Here is a 25,516-nt window from a genome sequence, read left to right as displayed (position 1 = left end):
CATGGCGGCGGGGCAGGATGCTCGGCGGCCTCTCGCGGCGATCGGCGCCGCGATCGAGGCCGGGTTGCCAGGACAGGCCGCGGCCTTGTTCGAGGCCTGGTCCGATCCGGACCCGGCCGCGGCGCTGGTCGCGCTGCTGCTGCTCGACCGGCGCGAGGGCCTGGCCGCGCTGCTGCCGCGGGCGGAGGCGCCAGGGTCTGAGGGGGGGCTGGCGGCGGCGCTGCGCGAGCTCGGCCTGCCGGTCGGCGGGCCGGGGCCGGATATGGTGGCCGCGCTGCTGGGCCTGGCGCGGGGGCCGGAGGACGAAACGGCCCGGGTGCATTTCGCCTCCCTCGTCCTGGTCGCCGGGCGGCACCGGCTGGCGGAGGCGCTGCTGCTGCCGGCCTGGGCCGGCCATGCCAGCAGCGCCATGGTGGCGCGCGCCCTCTCCGGCACCTGGATGCTGCTGGGGCGTGAGGCGGAGGCGCTGGAGGCCGCGCGAATCGCGGCGGAGGCCGCGCCCCAGGCGCCGGAGCCGATGGAGCATCTGGCCGGGCTGCTGTTGCGCGCCGGCCAGCCCGGCCCGGCGCTGCTCGCCGCGGGGCGGGCCATCGGTGCCGCGCCGCAATCGCACCAGGGATGGCGGCTGGCCTCCACCGGGCTGCTCGATCTCGGCCAGACGGCGGAGGCGATCGCGGCGGCCAATCGCGCCGCGCGGCTTTCGGCCCTGCATGCGCCGCATGCCGAGCAGATCCGCACGGCGCATGCGGCGGACCTGCCCGCCGCCGAACCCGCGCCGGCCGCGCCACCGCGGGCACAGGCCGGCTGGGCACAGGCCGGCTGGGCGCAGGCCGGTTGGGCGCAGGTGCCGGCGCAGGTCGCACCGCCGCCGGCGCCGCCGCTGGGCCGCGCCGTGGTGGCGCGCGCGCGCATCGTCGATGCGCTGCTGCTGCGGGAGACGCGCACCATGTTCAGCGCCAGCCGCCTCGGCTACGCCTGGGCGCTGGTCGAGCCGCTGTCGCATGTGCTGCTGCTGAGCGCGGTCTTCTTCTTCCTCGGCCATGACAGCCGGCCGCCGATCGGCGATGCCATGCTGACCTTCTACATGACCGGCGTGCTGTCCTTCCTGTTCTTCGCGCATATGACGGAGCGCGCGATGGACCTGCCGGCGGCCAACCGGTCGCTGCTGCTGGTGCCCGCCGTCGGCCTCTTCGACATCCTGGCGGCGAAGTCGGTGCTCTCCGCGGTGACGGATCTCGTCGTCGCCGCCGTCACCTTCGCGCTGCTCATCGCGCTCGGCGTCGGCAAGCTGCCGGAGGATCCGGCGGCGATGGTCGCCTGCTACCTGGTGCTGTTCCTGCTGTCCTTCGGCGTCGCCTGCGTGAACATGGTGGCCTCCAGCGTCACCTCGGCCTGGGAGAAGCTGTGGCCGAGCTTCCTGCGCCTGCAGTATTTCACCTGCGGCGTCTTCTACCATCCGCTCGACATGCCGGAGGATATCCGGAACCTGATCCTGCTGAACCCGCTGGTGCATGTCACCGAATGGATGCGGCAGGCCTATTTCCACGGCTACGAGAGCCCCTTCCTCGACGTTCCCTATCTGCTGCAATGGACCATCGGCTGCCTGCTGGCCGGCACCGCGCTCTTCGCCGCCAGCGCGCGGCAGATGCGGCGGCCCGCCTGATGGTCATCCTCGATGGCGTCAGCAAATCCTACCGGACGGCGGATGGCGGCAGGCGGGCGATCCTGCGCGACGTGACGCTGGCCTTTCCCGCGGGGCTGAAGGTGGGTGTGCTGGGGCCGAATGGCGCGGGCAAGTCCACGCTGCTGCGGCTGATCGCGGGGACGGAGCCGCCGGATGCCGGGCGCATCCACCGGCATGGGCGCGTCAGCTTCCCCATGGGTTTTTCCGGCACCTTCCACCCGCAGCTCAGCGGGCGGGAGAACCTGCAGTTCCTGGCGCGCGTCTATGGGCTGGATGCGGCGGCGATGGTCCGCTCCGTCGCCGACTTCACCGAAATGGCCAGCGAGATGGACGCGCCGCTGGAACACTACTCCTCCGGCATGATGGCGAAATTCGCCTTCGGCGCCTCGCTCGCCATCGATTTCGACGTCTATCTGGTGGATGAGATCACGGAGGTCGGCGATGCGCGCTTCCGCGCGCGCTCCGTCGCCGCCTTTCGCGAAAGGCTGCGCCAGGCCTCGCTCATCCTGGTCTCGCACAACAGCCACACGATCCGCAGCCTCTGTGACTGCTGCGCCATCCTGCATGGCGGGGACCTGATCGCCTTCGACACGGTGGATGCGGCGCTGGAGCGCTATGCGGAATTGATGGGAGTGGCCGATGCTTGAGACGGTGACCCGGCCGGCGCCGGTGCTCGACAAGGTTCGCGCGGCGGAGGCCGGGCTGCAGCGCCCGCCGCCGCAGCGCCCGCCGCCGCCCTCCCTTCCGGCCAAGCGCTGGCGGCCGGGTGCCTGGTTCGGCTTCCTGCTTCTGGTGGTGCTGCCCACCCTCGGCTTCGGCGCCTGGCAGGTGTTTGGTGCGGCGGACCAATATGCGGTGGAGATCCGCTTCGCCGTGCGGCCGGCCGATCCGGCGCGCGCCGCGCTGCCGGCGGGCATGCTGGCGGGCGCCACCGCCGGCAACACGGATGCCTATGCGGTGGTGCAGCACCTGCAGAGCCGTGCGGCGATCCTCGCCGTCTCCCGCTACACCGATGTGCGCGGCATCCTCGGCCGGGCGCAGGCCGATCCGCTCGCCTGGCTCGACCCCGCCGCGCCGCTGGAGATCGCGCTGCGCGCCTGGCGGCGGCAGGTGCAGCCCTATTTCGACCGCGCCAGCGGCATCGTCTCCGTCGAGGTGCGGGCCTTCGGCGCGGCCGATGCGCTGGCGCTCGCCCAGGCGGTGGAGGCGGCCTCGGAGGAGCTGGTGAACGGCATGTCCGAACGCAGCCGTGCCGAGCTGATGGCGGCGGCGGAGCAGGAGGTGGCGCAGGCGGAACGCCGCTTCGCCGCCGCGCGTGCCGCCGTGCAGGCCTTCCGCGACCGCAGCCAGGAAGTGGACCCGCGGCGGGACGCGCAGGCCTATGCGGAACACCTGGTGAAGCTGCGCTCCGAGCTGATCGCCATGCAGGGCCAGCTCGCCACGCTGCGCGCGGTGATGAGCGACACGGCGACGCCGGTGATGCAGCTGCTCGGCAATATCCGCAGCACCGAGCAGCAGATCGCCGCGGTGCAGGGGCGGCTGACGGAGCGCGATCCGGGCAGCCGCACGCTGAGCCACAGCATCGGCGGCTTCGAGGCGGTGGAGACCGAGGCGATCTTCGCCCAGCGCGCCTATGAGGCGGCGATGGCCGCGCTGGACCGCGCCCGTGCCGAGGCCTCGCGCCAGCAGGTCTATCTCGCCCCGGTGGTGCGGCCCGTGGCGCCGGAGCGCGCGGTCTATCCGGCGCGCATCGCCAATACGCTCACCGTCTTCGCCGCCGCGCTGCTCGCCTGGTTCGTCGGCCTCATCGCCCTGCGGGCGCTGAGGGAACACCTGGCATGAGCTACCTGCAGAAGGCCACCGGCACGGTCAGCGAGGCGCGGCCGCGGGACCGGCGGGTGCTGCCGCTCGGGCCCGGCGAATTGCTGGTGGAGGCGGCCTGGGGCGGCTTCATGGTGGTGCCGGCCTTCAACCTCGATGTCGCCATCGGCGTGACGCGCGACGGGCTGCATGAGCCCTGGACCACGCGGCTGGTGCAGGAGCTGCTGCGGCCCGGCGATACCTACCTGAATGCCGGCGCCAATTTCGGCTATTTCGTCTGCCTCGCCGGGCGGCTGGTGGGGCCGGGGGGGCATGTGGTGGGCGTCGAGCCCAATCCGCATATCCTGCCCTTCCTGATGAAGTCGCTCTACTGGAACGGCAGCATCGGCAATACGGAGATCATCGCCCGCGCCCTGGCGGAGACGCCGGGCGAGGAGATCGCCTTCCACTTCGACCCGCAATATCTCGGCGGCGGCGCCGCCAGCGGCCTGCCGCAGGACGCGCCGCCGGGCGAGGGCGCGCCGCCGGGCTTCACGGATGTGCTCTGGTCCGCCGCGACGGTGGGCCGGCTGCAGGATGGGGCGGGGCGCTGGATCAAGGGCATGGGGCTGATGCTGCCCTTCACCGCGCGCAGCACCACCATCGACACGGTGCTGACGCATCTCGCCCTGCCGAAGCTCGACCTGCTGCACCTGGATATCGAGGGCGCCGAGCCCTTCGCGCTGCTCGGCGCGCTGGAGACGCTGCGCGTCTCGCCGCGCCTCAAGCTCATCACCGAATGGTCGTCAGGCCATTACCGCCTGGGCGCGCCCCGTCTGCGCGCGGCCTTCGATGCGGTCTGGGGGCATCTCGCGGCGCTCGGCTACCGGGTGCGGCTGCTGCAGCCCTCGGTCGCCGCAGATGGCGCCATTCGCCTGACGCCGCCGCTCAACCACGAGACCATGACCACCACCGCGCCGCATGGCGACTACGTCTGGATAAAGACCGAGGAGGATCCCTTTCCATGAACGCACCCGTCACGGCGCTGCCGCCCCGGCATGAGATGGTCAGCGGCCCCGGGGCGCGGCAGCCCGGCTGGGCGGCGGGCCTGCGGCTGGCCTTCCTGCATATTCCGAAGACCGCCGGCACCGCCTTCGGCGCGGCGCTGGCGCAGCACTTCGCCGAGCACGAGATCGCCAGCACCCTGCGCATGGCACTGACCGCCGGCACGGCGGATCCGGCGCTGCAGCAGATGGCGCCGCATTTCCGGGCGCTGGGCATCGGCAGCCACCTGGACCACGACCAGCTGGATGCGATCGCCGCCGGCCTGCCGGCGGGGGAGCGGCTGTTCACCGTGACCATGCTGCGCGACCCGCGCGCCCGGCTGATCAGCCAGTACCGCTACTGGCGCCGCAAGGTGGATTCCAGCCTGGCCGATCTGCCGGAGGAGCAGCGCAACGCCTTCCTCGCCGCCCGCGACCTGACGCTGTCCGAATTCCTGGAGGCCAGGATCCCCTATGCGGAGGCGCATTTCCGCAACCTGCAGGCCCGCATGATCTGCGGCCTCGGCACCTCCGAGGTGATGGACGAGGCGACGCTGCTGGCCACCGCGCGGGCCAATCTGGCCGCCTTCGACGTGGTCGGCACCACGGATGCGGTGGATGAGGCGCTGGCGCGGATCGCCGAGGCCTATGGCTGGTCGCCGCCCGACCCGGTGCGGCCGCTGAACGTGGCGCCGGCGGAGCCGCCGCTTCTGCTGGGGGCGGAGGCGGAGGCGCTGCTGGCGGAGTATACCGGCATCGACCAGCTGCTTTGGGAGGAGGCGCGCGGCAGCCTGACCACACAGCCGCCGCCGCGCCGCGGCCGCAGCTTCCACCGGCCGGACCCCGCCCTGGTCGCCACCCTGCTGGATGGCGCCAGCACCCGCTTCCGCATGGCGGATGCGCTGGATGGCCAGGGCTGGCATGTGCGGGAAGGCGAGGGGGAGACCCTGTCGCGCTGGACCGGGCCCGGCCGCCGCGCCAGCATCCGCCTGCGCGCGCCTCAGCTGCGCCAGCTGGAATTGTCCCTGCACCTTGTCTCGGTGCTGGACTGGGCGATGGTGGAGCAGGTGGCACTGACGCTGGACGGCGTCCCGCCCAGCGCGCCGCCGCAGGTGGAACACGGCCTCGCCCAGCCCATCCTGCGCGCCCGCTTCGACCTGCCCGATGCCGGCGACGGCTTCCGCATGTTGGCCATCGAGGTGCCCTTCACCCGTTCGCACCAGGAAATCGACGCCAGCATCGACGATAGCCGGCAGAAGGGCCTGGCCATCGGCGACATCGTGCTGGCGGCGCTGCCCGAGGCCGGCCAGCCTCCGGCAAGCCTGGGCGCGCTGTTCTGGCCGGGCCAGCCCTGGTCCGAGACGGCGCCGGCCAATCTGCTGGACCTGCTGAAGCGCGGTCCGGCCGAGGCCACGCCGCCGCCCTGCGAGCGCAACCTGGTCTTCGACCTGCCGCTGCTGCGCGGCCTGCTGGATCTGGTGGCGCCCGACCATGTCTGGGCCGCGGCCCGGCGCAGCATCCTGGAGCCCCTGGAACGCGGCCGGCCGCTGGCCCTGCCGGCGCGCGGCGGCAGCCTCGCCATCATCGCCACGCTGTTCGAGATCGCGGGGCGCGGCGTGCCGATGGCGCAGGTGGCGGCGCGCCACGAGGCGGCGGTGCTGGTCCTGCCCTGCGCGGAGGATTTCCGGCTGCGCGAACTGGCGGCCAGCCCGCTGCTGGCGCCCTTCGTCCATGTCATCGGCTGCACCAATGCCATCCTCGTCGCCAATCTCTCGGCCATGCGGCGGCAGGGCGGGCCGGGGCGGGTGGAGGCCTTCCTGCTGCTGCTGGACCGCATCTCCACCACGCTGCCGGAGAAGCTGGGGGTGCTGCGCGGCGAGTTCGGCGCCAGCTACATGCTGCAGCAGCTGGATGCGACGCTGCGCGGGGCGGAGGCGCTGAATGCCGGCCGCGCCGCGCCGCGCGACATCCTGGCCACGCTGATGCTGGACCGGGTGCCGGAGCCGCCGACACCGCAGGCGCTGCAGGACCGGGCGCGCCACCTGCTGCAGGCGCCGGGCAGCCCCATCCAGCTGGTCGACCCCGACCTGACCCTGCGGCTGTCCGCGCTGATGCAGCACCTGGCGACGCTGCCGCCGGGCGAGGATCTTTGGAATGCCGCCGTGGCCGCGCAGGAATGCGCCTTCCGCATCACCGCGCTGCTCGCCGGCTGGGCGCGCTTCGACCTCAAGGCGAACCGCACCGCGCAGCTGGCCCTGCGGCTGCGGGCGGAGGCGCCGCGCCCGCCGCTCTACCCGAAGCCCGCGAAACCCTTCGGCGAATACATCGACTTCTACAAGGCGGAGGCAGCGGCCATGGGCGCGCATGCGCCGGCGCCGGGCCTCGTCACCCGCCTCGATTCGCTGCGCGGCGGGCTCGATCATGTGACGCGGCTGAACCAGGCGGCGCGGGAGATCGAGGTGGCGCTGCGCCTGCTCGGTGACCGCTTTCCGGAGGAGGAGATCCTCTGGGTGGATGCCGGCTGCTCCTATGGCGTCATCATGAATGCCGTGCAGCCGCCGCGGAACATCCAGGGCCGCTGCAGCTTCCTCGGCTTCGACTTCAACGCGCCGGCGATCCGCACCGCACGCGCGGTGGCCGGCAATCTCGGCCTGGCGCATTGCCGGTACGAGGTGGGCGATGTCGCGGAAGCCCGCAGCCTGGCGGCCGGCCGGCGCATCCACCTGATCACCGCCTTCGAGGTGCTGGAACATTGCCCGGACCCGCTGGCGGTGCTGGCCGAATACCGGGCCATGGAGCCGGGCATGCTGGTGGTGGGCTCGCCGCTGGCGGAGCTGCAATCCATCTTCCCGGCGGAACAGCATATCTGGGCCTTCAACGCCCGCGGCTTTGCCGCGATGGCGGAGGCGGCCGGCTTTGCCGTGATCGGCCTGAACCAGCGCCAGGTCGGCGCCTTCGTCGGCGGGCATGACTGGGTGACGGTCACCGCCACCACCGGGGCGGCGGAGGCCATGGGCATGGTGTGATGCCGCGGATGTGACCGCCCCGGGTGCGATGCCAGGGTGCCGGGGGCGGGGGCGGGCGTTTGCTTGCGTCCCCCGCAACGGATAGATCGCGCCATGCGCCAAGCCACCCTGCTGCCCCTCCTTCTCCTCGCCACCTCCGCCCTGGCGCCGGCCGCCCTCGGCCAGGGCGTGCTGCCGGCCCTGCCAGCCCTGCCGGAGGCCCTGACGCCCACCATCGGCACGGTGACGCCGCCGCCGCCCGACCCCTATGGCAGCTGGACCTTCAACTACGAGAACGACACGCTGGGCGGCACCGACCGCAACTATACCAGCGGCCTGCAGATCGCCTGGCGCTCGCCCTCGGCGGAACTGCCGACGCCGCTGCGCTGGCTGAACGAGCAGGCCACGCGCCTGCTGGGCCCCGGCCAGGTGCGCTGGGGTGCCGGCCTGGTGCAGGCGATCTACACGCCGGAGGATACGCAGCGCCGCATCCCGGACCCGACCGACCGGCCCTATGCCGGGCATCTCTACGGCGCGCTGGTGCTGCAGCGGGAAACGGGCTTCTCGCTGAACACGCTGGAACTGCAGGCCGGCGTGGTGGGCCCCTCCGCGCTCGGCGAATTCGTGCAGAACACGGTGCATGAGGCGATCCGCGTCGATACCACCAAGGGCTGGGACCGGCAGCTGAAGGACGAGCTGGCGCTGAACCTGGTCTTCGAGCGCACGCTGCGCAGCGCGCCGCTGGAATTCGGCAGCCTGCAGGCGGATATGCTGACCTCCTATACCGTCTCGCTGGGCAATGTCTCGACCTATGGCGGCCTCGGCGCGACCTTCCGGGTGGGGCAGGGGCTGGAGGCCGATTACGGCGCGCCGCGCATCCGCCCGGGCCTGGTGGGCTCGGCCTTCTTCCAGCCGCGCGAGGAATTCGGCTGGTATGCCTTCATCGGCGGCCAGGGCCGCGCCATCGCCCGCGACATCTTCCTGGATGGCAATACCTGGCGCGACGGCGGGCCCTCGGTCGACAAGCGGCCGCTGGTGGTGGATGCGACGGCGGGCGTGGTGGCGCATTGGCGCGGGTTTCGTCTCGCCTATAGCCATGTCTGGCGGACCGAGGAGTTCTACGGCCAGCGCGGTGGGCTGGCGAGCTTCGGCTCCGTGGGCTTCACCGCGCGCTTCTGAGGATCATTGGGTCGCGTGATTCAGACCTTCGGTGCCTTCGCACCTGCGGTCATCACGCTATCCTCCCAGCAGGGCCGCGCGCTGGCGCTGGAACAGCGCGGCCACGGCCTCCGCCACCGCGCGGACGGCCGGCAGCGGCGCCAGGTCCTCATGCATCACCAGCCAGGCATCCTCGTCGCACTCCGGCGGGATGCTGGCGATCCGGCGCAGCCGGCCGCTCGCCTCGGCCGGCAGGCAGGGCAGCAGCGCCAGGCCTAGGCCCTGGATGCAGGCGCGCAGGCGGATCGGCGTATCGTCCAGCACCGCGATGGGCGGGCGCAGCCCCACCAGCGCCTCCAGCGCCCGCACCGTCTGGGACTGCGCGGCGGGGCGGGCCAGGCCGATATAGGGCAGGGCGCGCAGATCCGCCGCCGCCGGGTCCGGCACCAGCGACGGCGCGGCATAGAGGGCAACCCGCACCCGCGCCAGGCGGCGCATCACCAGGCTGCCGGAATCGGGCGGGGTGCGCATGCGGATGGCGATCTCCGCCTCCCGCCGCGCCAGGCTGAGGATGGCCCGCGACGGCAGCAGGGAGATGACGACGCCCGGCGTCGCCTCCGCCAGCGTGGCCATATGCTCGACCAGCACCAGGGCCATGGAGGCGGTGGCGGAGATCCGCACCACCTCCTGCTCCCGCTCCGCCGTGGCGCGGCGGATGCTGTCGGCCGCCTGGCCCATCTGCTGCAGCGCCGCCATCACCCGGGCGCCGCGCGGGGTCAGGCGCAGCCCGTCGGGGCGGCGTTCCAGCAGCTTCTCCCCGGCCCAGGCCTCGAAGGCATCGACGCGCCGGCTGGTGGTGGCCGCGCTCAGGCCGAGCCGCGTGGCCGCGCGGCGCCAGCCGCCGGCCTCCACCACCGCCGCGAAGATCTTGGCATCGTCCCAGGAGAAGTCGCGCATCCGCCACCAGGGTCCCTACCGATCCAGCGCGCGCAGCGCGTACCAGGGCAGGGGCCAGGCGGAGAGGTGGCGTGGCGCGGCGTGCTGCAGCTGTTCCGGCGCAGCATAGACCGGCCGGCGGCTGGCCCGGAAGGCGCCCTCCAGCCCCGGCGCGGCGCCGAGCAGCACCGCCGCATCGCAGAAGCGGGCGAGGCGCCGGGCGGCCCTGGCGCCGGGACCGTCGCTGGCCAGCGCCTGTTCCAGCGCGGCGGCATCGATCGGCAGATGGCCGGACTGGCGCAGCGTCTCGGCCGCCTCCTGCCAGCCGCGCCCGGCCGGGGCCGAGAGGAGGATGAGGAGTTCGGGGTGGGGCATCGCAATCTCCGCCGTGGCGGGCGGGAGAGTGGCGGCCGGCGGGCGGGCGGGGGAGGGGCCAAGCCTGCAACGCGGCGTTTCAGCCACGGGGACGGCTTGCAGATGCAATCGATTGCGGGCATCCTCCGGCCGCTGGCCTTCCGGTGCGGGGGGCGGCGGGAAGAAACGGACCCTGCAATGAACAAGACCGAAGCCCAAGGGCTCGGCCGGCGTGGCCTGCTGGCCGCCGGCACCGTGGCGCCCCTGCTGGCGGGGCTCGCACGACCCGCCGCGGCGCAGGCGCCGTCCGCGCTGCCGGCCGCCGGCCAGCCCATCCTGATCCGCGGCGCCTTCATCCTCTCCATGGACCCCGCCATCGGCGACCTGCCGCAGGGCGATATCCTGGTGCAGGACGGCGTGATCCGGGCGGTGGCCGCCAGCATTCCCGCGCCGGAGGGTGCGCTGGTGCTGGAGGGCGCCGGGCGCATCGTGCTGCCGGGCATGGTCAATGGCCATATCCACCTGGCGCAGACCATGCAGCGCGGCCTTTCCACCGAACATTCCTTCGGCGGCTATTTCCAGACCATCGTGCTGCGCCATTCCAACCGGATGACGCCGGCCGATGTGCAACTGGCCGACCAGGCCGGCGGGTTGGAGCAGATCGCCGCCGGCGTCACCACCGTGATGGACTGGTCGCGGGAGACGATGTCGCCCGACCATGCCGATGCGGCGCTCGCCGGGCTGGACGCCGCCGGCATCCGCGCGGTTCTCGCCTATACCGCCCCCCCCATCCCGCAGGGCGGCGACGCGGCCGCGATCAATGGCCGGATGATCGCCCATGCCCGCAGCCTGCTGGCCGCCCGCGCCGAGGGGCTGGTGCGGATCTGGACCTGCCTGCAGGGCCCGGACTTCACGCCGCTGGCCCCGGCGCTGGCCGATATGAAGCGCCTGGCCGAGCTCGGCGTGCCCATCGCCATCCATACCGGCGCCGGCATCTATCCCAATCGCAAGACCCGCCTGCTGGCGCAGCTGGATGCCGAGGGCCTGCTGAACGAGCGGCTCCAGATCGTCCATGCCAATACCCACGAGGCGGATGAGTACAAGCTGGCCGCCGATCGCGGCGTGATGCTGTGCTCGACGCCGGAGGTGGAGATGCGCATGGGCCATGGCCACCCTTCCATGTTCCAGGCGGCCGCGGCGGGGATGAAGGTCTCGGTCGGCACGGACATCCCCTCCATGGTCGGCGGCGGCATCCTGCCGCAGCTGCGCGTGGCCATGGCGGCGGAGCTGCACCGGATCAATGCGGCGGCGCTGGCGGCCGGGCAGGGGGTGCCGGCGACGCCGCCCGTCACGGCGCGTCAGATGCTGGAATTCGCCACCATCGGCGGCGCCCGCGGCCTGGGGCTGGACCGCGTGACGGGCAGCCTGACGCCGGGCAAGCGCGCCGACATTCTGGTGGTGCGCGCGGACCAGCCGCTGACCACGCCGCGCTCCGACCCCGCCGGCCTGGTGCTGCTGCAGGCGGGCGCCGGGGAGATCGAGACGGTGCTGGTCGATGGCCGCATCCGCAAGCGCGACGGAAGGCTGACCGTACCGGGCTCGGACGCCGTCTTCGCCCGGCTGCAGGCGCGCGCCGAGGAGATGGCGGCCGCCGCCCGATAGCAGGTGGCGGGCGCCGGGCCGGGGGCCAGCGCAACCGTGCGTTGCCCCGGCCCCCCGGCCTGTGGCATCCAGCGCCGATGGTTCCGACTCGGCGCATCCTCCTCTCCCTTCCCGCCCTGCTGCTGGCCCCGCGCGCGCAGGCGGCCAGCGAGAGTTTCCCGGCCTTCCTCAACGGGGTGCGGGCGGAGGCCCGCCGCGCCGGCGTCTCCGCCAATACGCTCAGCCGGGCGCTGGACGGGCTGCAGCCGAATGACCGGGTGCTGGAGCTGGACCGGCGGCAGCCGGAATTCACCCAGACCTGGGAACAGTATCGCGATGCCCGCCTGTCGCAGCAGCGCATCGATGCCGGCCGCCGCGCCTTCGCCGACAATCGCGCCACGCTGGAGACGGTGCAGGACCGTTTCCGCGTCTCGCCCCGCATCGTCACGGCGATCTGGGGGCTGGAGACGAATTATGGCGGCTTCACCGGCAATATGAACGTCATCCAGTCCCTGGCGACCCTCGCCTGGGACGGCAGGCGGTCCAGCTATTTCCGCAACGAGCTGTTGGCCGCGCTGAAGATCCTGGATGCCGGCCATGTCACGCCGGATCGCATGCGCGGCAGCTGGGCCGGCGCCATGGGTCATCCGCAATTCATGCCCAGCAACTTCGACCGCCTGGCGGTCGACATGGATGGCGATGGCCGCCGCGACATCTGGGACAATCGGGCCGATGCGCTGGGCTCGATCGGCAACTACCTCGCCCGCTCCGGCTGGCGCGACGACGAGCTCTGGGGGCGGGAGGTGGTGCTGCCCGCCGGCTTCGACACGGAGCAGGCGCGGCGCGAGAATATGCGCCCGCTGCGCGACTGGGTGCGGATGGGCGTGCGGCGGCCGGATGGGGTGGAGCTGCCGGCGCTCGACATGCAGGCGGCCATCCTGATCCCAGGCCCCAGCGGCCAGGCTTTCGCGGTCTATCACAACTTCAACGTGATCCGCCGCTACAACCCCTCCAACTTCTATGCACTGGCGGTGGGCATGCTTTCGGATCGCGTCGCCTGATGCGGCCGGCCCGCTTCGGGCTGGTGGCGGCGCTGGCCGCGGCGGTGCTGGCCGGCTGCGCGCCACGCCCCCCGGCGCCCACCGCCCAGCCGCGCTACATGATCGGCGAGCCCTATCAGATGGGCGGCCTCTGGTCCTATCCGCGCGAGGATTTTGCGCTGGAGCAGACGGGACTGGCCACCGTGGCGACGGATAGCCGCGCCGGGCGCCGCACCAGCAATGGCGAGATCCATGACCCCGCCGCGCTGACCGCCGCGCATCGCACGCTGCAACTACCCGCCGTGCTGGCTGTGACCAACCTGGAAACCGGCCTGCGCATCGAGGTGCGGGTGAACGATCGTGGCCCCCAGAACCCCGGGCGCGTGGTGGCGCTGTCGCGCCGCGCGGCGGAGCTGATCGGGATCCGCCCGGGTGGGGCGGCCCAGGTGCGGGTCGAGGTGGTGGGGGAGGCCTCCCGTGCCCTGGCCGGCGGCCTGCCGAGCACGGAGGCGCAGACGCTGGAGATCGCCGCCGCCCCGCTCGGCGCCGTGGGGCGGGAAGAGCTGGCCCCGCCACCGGGCGCGACGCAGGCCACCCGGCTGCGCCAGGCGCGGCAATTCCCCGGCGCCGGCGCCGCCGGTGGCGCCACCGCGGCCAGCACGGGCCCGGCCCCGCCGCTGCGCCTGCCGGAGCGTGTCTCCCGCGTGCCGGCCCGGCCCGGGCTACTCTGGGTGGAACTGGCCACCTTCTCCCGCCGCGACATGGCGGACCGGCAGGCGGCGCGGCTTTCCGGGCTTTCCGCGCGGGTCGATGTGCTGGGCGGGCGGGGCCGCGGCGCCCAGCCCAGCTACCGCGTGCGGCTCGGCCCCTTCAATGCCGTGGCGGAGGCCGACAGGGCGCTTGAGGGGACTCTGCGCGCTGGCGTATCCGAGGCACGCATTCTCGTGGACTGACCACGAGTCGAACTTATAACGCATTTGCCGAAGCGACCGCCTTGTGCCGCTGCAAGGCCTGGAATGCTTCAGGAGGGAGGCTGCCGATGCGCCGCCGGGACATGATGGGGGCCGCCGCCGGCCTCGCCACGGGTTTGGCCGCCACCGAGAGCCTGGCACAGCAGCGCCAGGCGCCGGCGCCGCGCGCCGCGCGCCCGGCCCCGCCGCCGACCAGCCCGGCCAGCACCCCGCTCGGCCCGCTGGATACCGCCGCGCGGCATGCGCTGATCCTGGATTTCGACACCGGCGCGGTGCTGCTGGAGAAGGCGGCGGATGACCGCATGCCGCCTTCCTCCATGTCCAAGCTGATGACCATGTATGTGGTCTTCGAGCTGCTGAAGAATGGTCGGCTGCGCATGGATCAGCAGCTGCCGGTCAGCGAACGCGCCTGGCGCATGGGCGGCAGCAAGATGTTCGTCGAGGTCGGCAGCACCATCAGTGTCGAGAACCTGTCGCGCGGCGTCATCATCCAGTCGGGCAACGACGCCTGCATCGTGCTGGCCGAGGGCATCAGCGGGTCCGAGACGCAATTCGCCGAGCTGATGAACGAGACGGCGCGCCGCATCGGCCTGCGCGACAGCACCTTCCGCAATGCGACGGGCTGGCCGGACGCGGAACACCGCATGACGTCCCGCGACCTGGCGACGCTGGCGCGCCGGATCATCCGCGACTTCCCCGAATACTACAGCCTCTACAACGAGCGCAGCTTCCGCTGGAACGACATCACCCAGGAGAACCGCAACCCGGCGCTGAGCCGCGTGGCGGGCGCCGATGGGCTGAAGACCGGCCATACGGAGGAAGCCGGCTATGGCCTGACAGCCTCCGCCATCCGCGGCGGGCGGCGGCTGATCCTGGTGGTGAACGGCCTGCCCTCGATGCGCGCCCGCGCCGAGGAAAGCGAGCGGCTCTTCGAATGGGCTTTTCGTGAGTTCGAGAACGTCGTGGTGTTCCGCGCAGCGGACACCGTGGAAGAGGTGCCGGTCTATCTGGGCGAGCGTCCGACCGTGCCGCTGGTCGCCGGGCGCGACCTGGTGCTGACCCTGCCCCGGCAGTGGCGCCGCAACCTGGAGGTGCGGGTGCGCTACGAGGCGCCGGTGCCGGCGCCGGTCAGCAAGGGCCAGGGCATCGGCACGCTGCTGATCGCGGGCCAGGGCGTGCCGGAGATGAATGTGCCGCTGATCGCCGGCGCCGATGTGGACCGGCTGGGCCTGCTGCCGCGCATCCCGGCCGTGATCGGGCGCTGGTTCGGCAGCTGAGGGCCGCTAAAGCCCTCTCCCTCCGTCCGGGGGGAGAGGGTTTAAGAGACCCGCGACGGCCTTAGGCGGCTCGGATGCCGGCCAGGAACTTGTCCACCTGGCTGCGCAGCCCCTCCGCCTGCCGCGACAGCACGCCGGAGGCCGCGCGCACGTCGTTCGCCGCCTGATTGGTGCGTTCGGCGCCATCGGCGAGGCCGGAGGCATTGCGGCTGGCATTCTGGGTGCCATTGGCGGCTTCCGCCACCGAACGGCCGATTTCCTGCGTCGTCGCCGCCTGTTCCTCGGCCGCCGCGGCCACCTGGGCGGCGATGCCGTTGAGCGACTGCACGGTGCGGGCGATGCTCTGGATGGCGGATACGGCGGCCTGGGTCTCGGCCTGCATCTGGCCGATCTGGCCGCCGATCTCCTCGGTCGCCTTCGCGGTCTGCGCCGCCAGCGTCTTCACCTCGCTCGCCACCACCGCGAAACCCTTGCCGGCCTCGCCGGCGCGCGCGGCCTCGATCGTCGCATTCAGCGCCAGCAGATTCGTCTGGCTGGCGATATCGCCGATCAGCCGCACCACATCGCCGATCTTCTGCGCGCCGGCGGCGAGGCTGGAGACCGCCTGGTCCGTGGCGCGGGCTTCCTCGGCCGCCTGGTTGGCGACGCGGGCGCTTTCCGCCACCTGGCGCGCGACCTCGGCGATGGAGGAGGCCATTTCCTCGGTCGAGGCAGCGACCGTCTGCACATTGGCGCTGGCCTCCTCGGCCGCGGCGGCGACCGTGGTGGCCTGGGACGCGCCCTGTTCGGCGGTGCGGCCCATCTCGCCGGCCGTCGCATCCAGCTCCGTCGCCGCGGCGCTGACGGCGCCCAGCACTTCCGCCGCCTCCGCCTCGAAGCCGCGGACCAGCGCATCGATGCGCCTGGCGCGCTCGACCTGCGCCTGGGCGGCTTCCTCCTGCGCCTCCCGCGCCTTGCGGCCGGCGGCCAGGCCATCGCGCAGGCGCAGCAGGCTGGCGGCCATGCGGCCCACCTCGTCATGCCGGTCGGCACCCTGCACCGCCGTGGTGTCGTCGCCGTCGCGGATGCGGCCCATGGCGGCCTCCAGCTCCGTGATCGGCCGCACCACGCTGCGCTGCACGAAGGCCAGGACGCCGAGCGCCACCGCCAGCAGCAGCAGCGCGATGCCGCCAAGCACCGTCAGGGCCGTCTGCCGGCCCTCCGCCTGCATGGCGCGAGCATCGCTGCGCACCTTGTCGCGCATCGTCTGCGCGAAATCGGCGATGCGGTTGTACAGGCCGAGCACCGCGGCGCGGCCATCCGGGCTGGTCCACAGCGCCTCGATCGCCTCATGGTGCCCAGGCGCGCTGGCGCGCTTGGCCGCGATGATCTGGTTGGTGATTGGGCGGATGCGCGCGACCGTGGCGCGGGTCTCGGCCACCATCTGGGCCGCGATTCCCTGGCCGGTCTGCTCCATCAGCCCGGCGCGCCGCTCGACCTCGGCCAGCAGCGCGTTGACCGAGCTCTCCAGCGGCGGAAGCGCCTCCGGCTGGTTGTTCAGCAGGCGGATGTTGTTGATCTGGCGCGCCATGTTCTGGATGTCGCCACGGATGGTCAGCGCATGGCCCACCACCTCGACCTCCCGGCCCAGCATATCGTCGTACTCGCTGCCGTCATTCAGCCAGTGCGAGACCAGGAAGCCAGCCGAGCCCAGGTTGAGGACTCCCAGAACGGCGATCACCATCAGGATCTTCACCCTGAGACTTGCCTGGGAAAGCCATGCCATTGCGCATCATCTCCATGAATCCACGGCGCGGCCGTGTCACCGTTCACGGCATTGTGCCGGATGCGGCTTAACGGCGCGTTTCCCGTGGCACCCGGCTTGAGTGCCGCGCAGGAAGCGGCGAGATAGGGCCATGCGACAAAGCGGCAGGTTCATCACGCTCGAAGGCGGGGAGGGGGCGGGCAAGTCCACCCAGGCCCGGCGGCTGGCCGCGCATCTGGCCGCGCGCGGCCTGCCGGTGCTGCTGACGCGGGAGCCGGGCGGCGCGCCGGGGGCGGAGGCGATGCGCCGGCTGCTGCTGGGCGGGCAGGGGCTGGATCCGGTGGCGGAGGCGCTGCTGGTCTTCGCCGCGCGCCGCGACCACCTCATCACCACCATCCGCCCGGCGCTGGCCGCCGGACTCTGGGTGATCTCCGACCGTTTCGCGGACAGCACCCGCGCCTATCAGGGGCATGGGCAGGGCGTGGCGCAGGCCGCGATCGCGCAGCTGGCGGCGGTCGCGCTGGAGGGGTTCGCGCCGGACCTCACCCTGGTGCTGGACCTGCCGGTGGAGACCGGCATGGCCCGCGCGCGCGGCCGCGGCGTGGCGGCGGATCGCTACGAGCGGCTGGACACCGCCTTCCACCAGCGCATCCGCGACGGATTTTTGGCGATCGCCGCGGCAGAGCCGGCGCGCTGCGCCCTGGTGGATGCGACGGCGGGGGTGGAGGTGGTGGCCGCGAGCATCGCGGCGCTCGTCGATGCGCGCCTGCCATGAGCCGCGCACCCCGGGCGCCCAAGGAACAGGTCTTTGCCGAGGATCCGGACCAGGCGGTGCGCGCCATGCCGGAGCTGTTCGGCCATGTGGCACAGGCCGAGACGCTGCAGCGCGCGGCGCTCTCCGGCCGGCTGCCGCATGCCTGGATGCTGGCGGGGCCGCCCGGCATCGGCAAGGCAACCCTCGGCTACCGCTTCGGCCGCTGGCTGCTGGCCGGCGGCGCGGAGGGCAGCCTGCCCCTGGGCGGCACGCCGCTGCACCTCGACTCCCAGCACACCACCTTCCGCCGCATCGCCGCCGGCGCGCATGCCGACCTGCGGGCGCTGCGGCCGAATACGGGCGAGAAGGGCGGCGTGAAGCTTGTGATCCGGGTGGAGGATGTGCGGGATGCCATCCGCTTCCTGGCCATGACGCCCGCCGAGGGCGGCTGGCGCTTCGTGCTGGTGGATGGCGCGGAGCTGCTGCGCCCCGAGGCCGCCAATGCCCTGCTGAAGACGCTGGAGGAACCGCCGCCGCGTGCCGTGCTGGTGCTGACCACGGCGGCGCCGGACCGCCTGCTGCCCACCATCCGCAGCCGCGTCCGCCGCCTGGATCTGTCACCACTCGATGCCGCCGCGCTGGACCCGCTGCTGATGCGCCTGCTGCCGGAGCTGAACGCGACCGAACGCGCTACGCTGGGCCGGATCGCGGAAGGCTCGGCAGGGCAGGCCGTGGCGCTGGCGGAAGGCGAGGGGCTCGCGCTGCAGGCGCTGGTGGACCAGGCGCTGTCCGAACTGGGTGAGCGGCGGCATTGGCACAGGATCGCGGAGGCGGTGGCCGCCAAGCGCGACGGCAGCGGTTTCTCGACATTTGTGGCGCTGCTGCGGCGCGCGATCTCCTCGGCCGTGCGGCAGGCGGCGCGTGGTGAGAGCGCGCCGGCCTGGCTCGGGGCGCGTCCGCTTGCCGAGTGGTCGACCCTGTGGGATAGCCTGGGACGGCTCGCAGCCGAGACGGATGTGCTCAGCCTGGACCGCAAGCAGGCGGTGCTGACGGCGCTACTCTGGCTCTCGCCGTCCCGTCGCTGATGGATGGGCGCTGATGGGCGAAAACCGGAAGCGAATGCTGTGACCCAAGGCTCCTACATCACCACGCCCATCTACTACGTGAACGACAGGCCGCATGTCGGCCACGCCTATTCGACGCTGGCCGCCGATGTGCTGGCGCGCTGGCGGCGGCTGCAGGGGCGCGAGGTCTTCTTCCTGACCGGCACGGACGAGCACGGCCAGAAGGTGGAAAAGGCCGCGCAGGACGCCGGCATGGATCCGCAGGCTTTCACGGACAAGGTCAGCCAGTCCTTCCGCGACCTGACCGCCACCATGGGTTTCTCGAACGACGCCTTCATCCGCACCACCGAGGAGCGCCACAAGCGCGCCTGCCAGGCGCTGTGGGAGAAGCTGGTCGAGCGCGGCGAAATCTACCTCGGCGCCTATGAGGGCTGGTACGCGGTGCGCGACGAGGCCTTCTATGGCCCCGACGAGCTGGTGGAGCGGGACGGCCAGAAATACGCCCCCTCCGGCGCGCCGGTGGAATGGGTGAAGGAGCCCTCCTACTTCTTCCGCCTGTCGAACTGGGCCGAGCGTCTGCTCGACTATTACGAGGCCAATCCCGACTTCATCCTGCCGGCCAGCCGGCGGAACGAGGTGGTGGCCTTCGTGAAGGCGGGCCTGTCCGACCTCTCCATCTCCCGCACCTCCTTCACCTGGGGGGTGAAGGTGCCCGGCGACGACAGCCATGTGATGTATGTCTGGATCGACGCCTTGACCAACTACATCACGGCGCTTGGCTATCCGGACGAGGCCGCGCCGGCATGGAAGCTGTGGCCGGCGGAGCTGCATGTGGTCGGCAAGGACATCCTGCGGTTCCACGCCATCTACTGGCCGGCCTTCCTGCTGGCGGCCGGCCTGCCGGCGCCGCAGCGCGTCTTCGCGCATGGCTGGTGGACCAATGAGGGGCAGAAGATCTCGAAGTCCCTCGGGAACGTCATCGACCCGGTGGCGCTGGTCGAGGAATTCGGCCTGGACCCGCTGCGCTACTTCCTGCTGCGGGAAGTGCCCTTCGGCCAGGATGGCGATTTCTCCCGCACCGCGCTGGTCAACCGGCTGAATGGCGAGCTGGCCAATGCGCTGGGCAACCTCGCCAACCGCACCCTCTCGCTGATCCAGCGCAATGCCGAGGCCCAGTTGCCGGAGGCCACCGCGCCGACCGAGGCCGATGCCGCGCTCGCTGCCCAGGTGGAGGCGCTGCCCGGCGTGGTCGGCGCGCATCTGGATCGCCAGGAATTCCACCTGGCGCTGGAGGTCATCATGGCCGCGGTGCGCGATGCCAATGGCTATATCACCGTCGCCGCCCCCTGGGCGCTGAAGAAGACCGACCCGGCGCGGGGCCTCGCCGTGCTGCGCCACCTGCATGACGCGCTGCGCGCCTTCGCCACCGTGCTGCAGCCCTTCATGCCTGGGACCATGGCGAAGCTGCTGGACCAGCTCGGCGTGCCGGAGGCGGCGAGGGGGCTGGATGCCCTCGCCACCCCGCTGCCCGCCGGCCTCGCCTTGCCGCCGCCGGAGCCGCTGTTCCGAAAGATCGAGGCTGCCGCCTGACCATGCTGATCGTCGACAGCCACTGCCACCTGGACCACTTCGCGGGGCAGGAGCAGGAAGATGTGGTGGCCCGCGCCAAGGCGGCGGGCGTGGGGGTGATGGTTTCCATCGGCACCCGGCTCGGCGAACAGGCGGCCACCGTGCGGGCCATCGCGGACAGGTACGAGGGCGTCTTCTGCACCGTCGGCGTCCACCCCCAGAATGCCGGCGAGGCGCCGGTGCCGGAGGTGGCACAGATCCTGGCGGAGGCGGATCATCCGCGGGTGGTCGGCCTCGGCGAAAGCGGGCTCGATTATTTCTACGACAAGGCGCCGCGGGAGGTGCAGCAGGCGGGCTTCCGCCGCCACATCGCCGCCGCCCGGCAATCCGGCCTGCCGCTGGTGATCCATGCGCGGGACGCGGATGCGGATATCGCCGCGATCCTGGAGGAGGAGGATGCGGCGGGCAAATTCCCCTTCCTGCTGCACTGCTTCTCCTCCGGCGCCGAGCTGGCGCGCACCGCGGTGCGGCTGGGCGGCTATATCTCCTTCAGCGGCATGCTGACCTTCCCGAAGTCCGATGCCATCCGCGCCGTGGCCGCCGAGACGCCGGCGGACCGCCTGCTGGTGGAGACGGACAGCCCCTACCTCGCCCCCGTGCCGCTGCGCGGCAAGCGCTGCGAGCCGGCCTATGTGGTGCATACGGCGGCCAGGCTGGCGGAGGTGAGGGGCCTCGGCATGGCGGCGCTGGCCGAGCTCACCACCGGGAATTTTCGTCGCCTGTTCAACCGGGCGATCTAGATGCGGGTGACGCTGCTGGGCTGCGGCGGCTCCGCCGGGGTGCCGCAGATCGGCGGCGCGGAGGGGCGCGGCGCCTGGGGCGTCTGCGACCCTGCGGAGCCGCGCAACCGGCGCAGCCGGACCTCCGCCGTGGTGGAGGATGCGGCCGGCAGCCGGCTGCTGATCGATGCCGGGCCGGATCTCCGCCATCAGTTCCTGTCCTGCGGGATCGCAACGATCGATGCGGTGGCCTTCACCCATGCGCATGCCGACCATGTGCTGGGCATCGATGACCTGCGCAGCGTCAACCGGCTGACCGGCAGCGCGCTGGAGGCCTTCGGCAGCGCCGAGACCCTGGAGCTGCTCGCCCAGCGCTTCGACTATGCCTTCCGCCCGCCGACGCCGCCCGGCTTCTACCGGCCCGCGCTGACGCCGCGGCGCATCGTCCCTGGCGAGGCGGTTCAGATGGCCGGGATGGCGGTGCAGGTCTTCCGCCAGGACCACAAGGTGATGGAGACGCTGGGCTTCCGCATCGGCCGCTTTGCCTATTCCACGGATGTGGTGGCGATGCCGGAGGAGACGCTCGCCGGGCTGGTAGGGCTGGATACCTGGGTGGTCGGCTGCTTCCAGCGCACGCCGCATCCGGTCCATGCCCATGTGGCGCAGGTGCTGGACTGGGTGGCGCGGCTGCGGCCGCGGCGGACGGTGCTGACGCATATGGGCATCGACCTGGATTTCGGGGAACTGCGCCGGACGCTGCCCGCGGGCGTGGAGCCGGGGCATGACGGGATGGTGCTGGAGGTTCCGGAGGGCTGAGTTCACCCTCCGTTCCAGCGGTCCCTTGGACGTCCAGCCTGGCAAGCGGCCTTCATCCCGGATCTGAACTTCTCCCCAGCTTATCCCCAGGGCTTTTCTTTCCATAATATTGATTATGCGACAAGCCGACATGGGGATAAGAGGCGGGAGGGTTTTGGGATTGCCGGGGCTGCGCCAGGATGCGGCCGCCTTCCCCGGAGATTCGCCGCCCATGTCCACCGACCCCGCCTCGGCCCTGACGCGGCTGCTCGAGATCATGGCCCGGCTGCGTGCACCCGATGGCTGCCCCTGGGACCGGGTGCAGGATTTCGCCTCCATAGCGCCCTACACCATCGAGGAAGCCTACGAGGTCGCCGATGCCATCGGCCGCGGCCCCGATTTTCCGCAGCTGCTGGATGAGCTGGGCGACCTGCTGTTCCAGGTCGTCTACCACGCCCAGATGGCCGCCGAGGCCGGGCATTTCGGCTTCGCCCAGGTGGCGGAAGCCATTTCCGCCAAGATGATCCGGCGCCATCCTCATGTCTTCGGCGAGGCCGCGGCCCGCGACGCCGGGATGCAGGTCGCGGCCTGGGAAGCGCAGAAGGAAGCCGAGCGCGCCGCCCGCGCCGAGACCGGGACGCTCGCCGGCATCCCGACCGGCCTGCCTGCCCTCACCCGCGCCCTGAAGATTTCCCGCCGCGCCGCCCGCGTCGGCTTCGACTGGGCGGAGGCCGGCCAGGTGCTGGACAAGCTGGAGGAGGAAGCGGCGGAGCTGCGGGCGGAGCTGCCTGCCATGGACAAGGCGCGCCAGGCGGATGAGCTCGGCGACCTGTTCTTCGTCATGGTGAACCTGGCCCGCAAGCTGGACCTCGACCCCGAGGCCTGCCTCGCCGGCGCCAATGCCAAGTTCGAACGCCGCTTCCGCGCGGTGGAGGCCCGCCTGGCGGCGCGCGGCCTGGCGCCGGCGGATGCCGGGCTGGGCGCGATGGAAGCGGAGTGGCAGGCGGTGAAGGCGGCGGAGAATCGATAATGGATGTAGTAGCGCTACATAGATTTCGTAGCGCTACTACAGGCTGACGCCGCGCATGCGTGCCACCGTTCCGCAGAGACCACTCGAACGGAGGGTGAACGTTGCGGGTCGCCTCAGATAGGCGTTGCCTGAGGCGCATCCACCGGGCTTTCATTTCGACAAAAGTCGATCCAGGTGGTCCAAGTCGATGGAAGTCCGCTCAGGCCTGCAGGAGCGCGTCCGGCGCCTCTGGCGCAAGCTGGACTTGCGCCAGCGGCGCATCGCCAGGCTGATCCGCACCGGAAACCAGGCCCGGGACCGGCGGGACTGGCCCGGGGCGGCCACGGCCTATGCGGCGGCGCTGGCACTCGACCCCCGGCGCGCGCCCATCCAGGTCCAGCAGGGCCATGCATTGAAGGAGATGGGCGATCACGCCGGCGCGCTGGCGGCCTATCGCGCGGCCTGGGAACTCGCCCCTGAAAGCGCCGATGCGGCGCTGCATTTCGGCCATCTGCTCGGCCGGCATGGCGACCGTCGCCAGGGCCTGGCACTGCTGCGCGCGGCCCTCGCCCGCTGCGGCACGGATCCGCGCCTCTCGGCCGCGATCGCGGATCTGGCCTGCCTGGAATTCAGCGAAGCCTGGCAGGCGGCCGAAGCCGCCCTCACCCGCGGCGACCGGACCGAGGCCGCGGCGCACTACCTGGCCGCGGCGGCCGAGGTGCCGGCGGATGCGGTGGTGCTCGCCGGGTTGGCGGATCGTCTCTATGAGACGGGTGCCCGCAGCGCCGCTGCGGCGGCCTGCCGGCAGGCGCTGGCCCTATGCCCCGACCAGCCCCAGGCCGAGACCGTGCTGGCCCTGGTGGAACGCGATGAGGGCGCGCTCGAGCCCGCCTTTGCCCGGCTGGAGGCGACCCTGAAGCGGCAGCACGCCAATCCCCGCGCCTGGGCGGCAATGCGGGAGCTGCGCGCCGAGTTGAACCTCCGCATTCGCCGACGGATCGCGGCCGAGCGCGGCCGGCGGGCCGAGGATCTGCCGGCGGCCTTCGATTTCGTCTGCTTCGGCACCACCGGCAGCTGCAACGCCTCCTGCATCCATTGCCCGACCAACAAGCCGGAAACCGCCCACGCGCCGCGCCACCCCATGCCGATGCCGCTCTTCGAAGGCATCCTGCGGCAGATGGCGGAGCACCACTTCTCCATCCGCGGGCAGATCTCGCTCGGGCTCTGGGGCGATGGGCTGGTCGATCCCCTGGTCGTCGAGCGCGCCCGGCTGGTGCGGGCGCTGCTCCCGGAAGCGCTGGTCTCGGTCAATACCAATGGCGCCGCCTACAACCCGCAGCGGCACAGGGCGCTGTTTGACAGCGTCACCCAGATCGCCGTGCACCTGGAGTCCCTGGTGCCGGAGACCTACACCGAGCTGATGGCACCGCTGCGGCTGGAGCGGGTGCTGCCGAAGGTCGAGGCCATCCTCCGGGACTTCCCCGGCAAGGTCTATGTCAGCGTCCCCGTCAGCCGGCTGAACCTGGCGGAGTTGCCGGCGATCCGCGCCTGGTTCATGGAACGCGGCGCCAATGGCGTGGCCTTCGACGGGCTGGCCAGCCGCTGCAGCCGCGACCGGACCAGATTCGACCGGCTCAGCCTCGGCGCCCGCCCGATCCGCTGCCGGCCGGAGCAGGTCTCGGACTGCCTGATCGTCGATTGCGACGGCACGGTGATGATCTGCTGCATGGATTTCGAACGACGCGAGCCGGTCGGCAACCTGGCGCGGGACAGCCTGATCGACACGCTGCTCTCCCCCGCCCGGCGGGAGGTGCTGGAGCTCTTCGCCGCGGGACGCCATGCGGAGCGTGAAAGCTGCCGGCTCTGCTACGGCGACCCGCAGACGGTCGTGGCCTGAGCCTCAGCTGGTCGGCGACCCCTCCCCGGCCCGGACCACCTTCCGCTCCGGCAGCGGGATCCACTCGGTCTCGCCCGGCACGGGCATGCCGAAGCGGTCGCGCGCCCAGTCCGCCTTGGCCTGCTCGATCCGGTCGCGGGAGGAGCTGACGAAATTCCAGAACAGGTAGCGCGGGCCATCCATGCTGGCGCCGCCCAGCAGCAGCAGCCGCGCCCCCTCCGGCCCCGCCCGTAGCGACATCCGGTCCCCGGCGCGGAAGACCAGCATGCGGCCGGCCGTAAAAATCTGGCCCGCCACCTCGACGCTGCCGGAGAAGACATAGGCGCCGCGCTCCTCCTGCTGGTCGGGTAGCGGCACCTGCGCGCCGGGGGCGAGCACGGCGTCCGCGTAGAACAGCTCGCTCGGCGTCACGACCGGCGAGGCGAGGCCCCAGCCCTGCCCGGCCACCAGGCGCAGCTTCACCCCCTCCGCATCCAGCGTCGGCAGCGTGGCGCTGCCGTGATGCACGAAGGCCGGCGCCGTCTCCTCATGCGACTTCGGCAGCGCCACCCAGGACTGGATGCCGGAGAGGCGATGCGGCGCCACGCGGCGGGGTGCGGCGGTGCGCTCGGAATGCACGATGCCCTGCCCGGCCGTCATCCAGTTCACGTCGCCGGGCGCGATGGGCAATTCGGTGCCCAGGCTGTCCCGGTGCAGGATCTCGCCCTCGAACAGATAGGTCACGGTGGACAGGCCGATATGCGGATGCGGGCGGACATCGACGCCCTGGCCGGTCAGGAACTCGCCCGGCCCCATCTGGTCGAAGAAGATGAAGGGGCCGACCATCTGCCTCTCGCGGGCCGGCAGGGCGCGGCGCACCTCGAAGCCACCGATGTCATGGCTGCGCGGCAGGATGACGGTCTCGATCCCGGCAGGCATCGGATTGGCCGGATCGGCGAAGTTGGACATGGCGCTGTCTCCCCTGGGGTCGATGCACCAGATGGACCGGCGGCATCC

21 protein-coding genes are annotated in these 25,516 nt (G+C 72.0%); 17 read left to right on the top strand and 4 right to left on the bottom strand.

Going from position 1 to position 25,516, the window contains the following annotated elements; all coding sequences use genetic code 11:
* Window position 1 precedes the first annotated feature (1 nt).
* From ACTIF1_RS03160 to ACTIF1_RS03135, 6 genes are all read left to right on the top strand, one after another.
* Window positions 2-1,663 (top strand): ABC transporter permease, encoded by a 1,662-nt coding sequence (locus ACTIF1_RS03160; protein ID WP_439594914.1) that lies wholly within the window; start codon window positions 2-4, stop codon window positions 1,661-1,663.
* Window positions 1,663-2,331, top strand: a complete 669-nt coding sequence (locus ACTIF1_RS03155) for an ABC transporter ATP-binding protein (RefSeq protein WP_439594913.1) — start codon at window positions 1,663-1,665, stop codon at window positions 2,329-2,331. Before ACTIF1_RS03160 ends, ACTIF1_RS03155 begins: the two co-directional genes overlap by 1 nt.
* The gene (locus ACTIF1_RS03150) at window positions 2,324-3,526 is read left to right on the top strand and encodes a hypothetical protein (RefSeq protein WP_439594912.1); all 1,203 of its coding nucleotides are present in this window, start codon (window positions 2,324-2,326) and stop codon (window positions 3,524-3,526) included. The genes ACTIF1_RS03155 and ACTIF1_RS03150 overlap by 8 nt, the downstream gene beginning before the upstream one ends.
* Window positions 3,523-4,512: an FkbM family methyltransferase gene (locus tag ACTIF1_RS03145; protein WP_439594911.1), complete on the top strand. Its 990-nt coding sequence runs from the start codon at window positions 3,523-3,525 to the stop codon at window positions 4,510-4,512. Before ACTIF1_RS03150 ends, ACTIF1_RS03145 begins: the two co-directional genes overlap by 4 nt.
* Window positions 4,509-7,553: a class I SAM-dependent methyltransferase gene (locus ACTIF1_RS03140; RefSeq protein ID WP_439594910.1), complete on the top strand. Its 3,045-nt coding sequence runs from the start codon at window positions 4,509-4,511 to the stop codon at window positions 7,551-7,553. The genes ACTIF1_RS03145 and ACTIF1_RS03140 overlap by 4 nt, the downstream gene beginning before the upstream one ends.
* A gap of 93 nt (window positions 7,554-7,646) precedes the next feature.
* On the top strand, window positions 7,647-8,711 hold the full coding sequence (locus ACTIF1_RS03135) for a lipid A deacylase LpxR family protein (protein WP_439594909.1): 1,065 nt from the start codon (window positions 7,647-7,649) through the stop codon (window positions 8,709-8,711).
* 57 nt (window positions 8,712-8,768) lie between these two features.
* On the opposite strand, the gene ACTIF1_RS03130 is transcribed toward ACTIF1_RS03135, so the two are convergent.
* Both ACTIF1_RS03130 and ACTIF1_RS03125 read right to left on the bottom strand, forming a co-directional pair.
* On the bottom strand, window positions 8,769-9,647 hold the full coding sequence (locus ACTIF1_RS03130) for a LysR family transcriptional regulator (RefSeq protein ID WP_439594908.1): 879 nt from the start codon (window positions 9,645-9,647) through the stop codon (window positions 8,769-8,771).
* A gap of 15 nt (window positions 9,648-9,662) precedes the next feature.
* Complete coding sequence (locus ACTIF1_RS03125; protein WP_439594907.1) at window positions 9,663-10,001, bottom strand: hypothetical protein; 339 nt, start codon at window positions 9,999-10,001, stop codon at window positions 9,663-9,665.
* Window positions 10,002-10,178: 177 nt separating this feature from the next.
* Between ACTIF1_RS03125 and ACTIF1_RS03120 the strand changes: the two genes are divergently transcribed.
* The 4 genes from ACTIF1_RS03120 to ACTIF1_RS03105 all read left to right on the top strand — a co-directional run bounded on the left by ACTIF1_RS03120 (window position 10,179) and on the right by ACTIF1_RS03105 (window position 14,909).
* Entirely contained in the window at window positions 10,179-11,642 is a 1,464-nt protein-coding gene (locus ACTIF1_RS03120; RefSeq protein WP_439594906.1) for an amidohydrolase family protein, read from the top strand.
* Between the two features lie 77 nt (window positions 11,643-11,719).
* Window positions 11,720-12,682: a lytic murein transglycosylase gene (locus ACTIF1_RS03115; protein WP_439594905.1), complete on the top strand. Its 963-nt coding sequence runs from the start codon at window positions 11,720-11,722 to the stop codon at window positions 12,680-12,682.
* Window positions 12,682-13,614, top strand: a complete 933-nt coding sequence (locus tag ACTIF1_RS03110; protein ID WP_439594904.1) for a septal ring lytic transglycosylase RlpA family protein — start codon at window positions 12,682-12,684, stop codon at window positions 13,612-13,614. The genes ACTIF1_RS03115 and ACTIF1_RS03110 overlap by 1 nt, the downstream gene beginning before the upstream one ends.
* An 86-nt stretch (window positions 13,615-13,700) precedes the next feature.
* Window positions 13,701-14,909, top strand: a complete 1,209-nt coding sequence (locus ACTIF1_RS03105; RefSeq protein ID WP_439594903.1) for a D-alanyl-D-alanine carboxypeptidase family protein — start codon at window positions 13,701-13,703, stop codon at window positions 14,907-14,909.
* Between the two features lie 61 nt (window positions 14,910-14,970).
* On the opposite strand, the gene ACTIF1_RS03100 is transcribed toward ACTIF1_RS03105, so the two are convergent.
* Window positions 14,971-16,644, bottom strand: coding sequence for a methyl-accepting chemotaxis protein (locus ACTIF1_RS03100; RefSeq protein WP_439594902.1), 1,674 nt, complete (start codon window positions 16,642-16,644; stop codon window positions 14,971-14,973).
* 160 nt (window positions 16,645-16,804) lie between these two features.
* Here ACTIF1_RS03100 and tmk point away from each other — a divergent pair, with 160 nt between their 5' ends.
* The 7 genes from tmk (at window position 16,805) to ACTIF1_RS03065 (ending at window position 24,520) form a co-directional block, all read left to right on the top strand.
* Window positions 16,805-17,428, top strand: a complete 624-nt coding sequence (gene tmk / locus ACTIF1_RS03095) for a dTMP kinase (protein WP_439594901.1) — start codon at window positions 16,805-16,807, stop codon at window positions 17,426-17,428.
* A complete protein-coding gene (locus ACTIF1_RS03090) occupies window positions 17,425-18,492 on the top strand; it encodes a DNA polymerase III subunit delta' (RefSeq protein ID WP_439594900.1) in 1,068 nt (355 codons plus the stop codon). Before tmk ends, ACTIF1_RS03090 begins: the two co-directional genes overlap by 4 nt.
* 39 nt (window positions 18,493-18,531) lie before the next feature.
* On the top strand, window positions 18,532-20,061 hold the full coding sequence (gene metG, locus ACTIF1_RS03085; protein ID WP_439594899.1) for a methionine--tRNA ligase: 1,530 nt from the start codon (window positions 18,532-18,534) through the stop codon (window positions 20,059-20,061).
* A 2-nt stretch (window positions 20,062-20,063) separates the two neighbouring features.
* Window positions 20,064-20,840: a TatD family hydrolase gene (locus tag ACTIF1_RS03080; RefSeq protein WP_439594898.1), complete on the top strand. Its 777-nt coding sequence runs from the start codon at window positions 20,064-20,066 to the stop codon at window positions 20,838-20,840.
* Window positions 20,841-21,635, top strand: a complete 795-nt coding sequence (locus ACTIF1_RS03075; RefSeq protein WP_439594897.1) for an MBL fold metallo-hydrolase — start codon at window positions 20,841-20,843, stop codon at window positions 21,633-21,635.
* Window positions 21,636-21,846: 211 nt separating this feature from the next.
* Window positions 21,847-22,644 carry a nucleoside triphosphate pyrophosphohydrolase gene (mazG, locus tag ACTIF1_RS03070; RefSeq protein WP_439594896.1) on the top strand — a complete coding sequence of 266 codons (798 nt, stop codon included), beginning with the start codon at window positions 21,847-21,849 and terminating at the stop codon, window positions 22,642-22,644.
* 187 nt (window positions 22,645-22,831) lie between these two features.
* The gene (locus tag ACTIF1_RS03065; RefSeq protein ID WP_439594895.1) at window positions 22,832-24,520 is read left to right on the top strand and encodes an SPASM domain-containing protein; all 1,689 of its coding nucleotides are present in this window, start codon (window positions 22,832-22,834) and stop codon (window positions 24,518-24,520) included.
* Window positions 24,521-24,523: 3 nt separating this feature from the next.
* On the opposite strand, the gene ACTIF1_RS03060 is transcribed toward ACTIF1_RS03065, so the two are convergent.
* Window positions 24,524-25,468: a pirin family protein gene (locus ACTIF1_RS03060; RefSeq protein ID WP_439594894.1), complete on the bottom strand. Its 945-nt coding sequence runs from the start codon at window positions 25,466-25,468 to the stop codon at window positions 24,524-24,526.
* Window positions 25,469-25,516 lie beyond the last annotated feature (48 nt).

The sequence above is a fragment of the Falsiroseomonas sp. genome, assembly GCF_051860665.1.
GTDB lineage: Bacteria > Pseudomonadota > Alphaproteobacteria > Acetobacterales > Acetobacteraceae > Falsiroseomonas.
The sequence above is the reverse complement of the archived record's forward strand: the minus strand, read 5'-3'. Positions and strand labels throughout refer to the sequence as shown.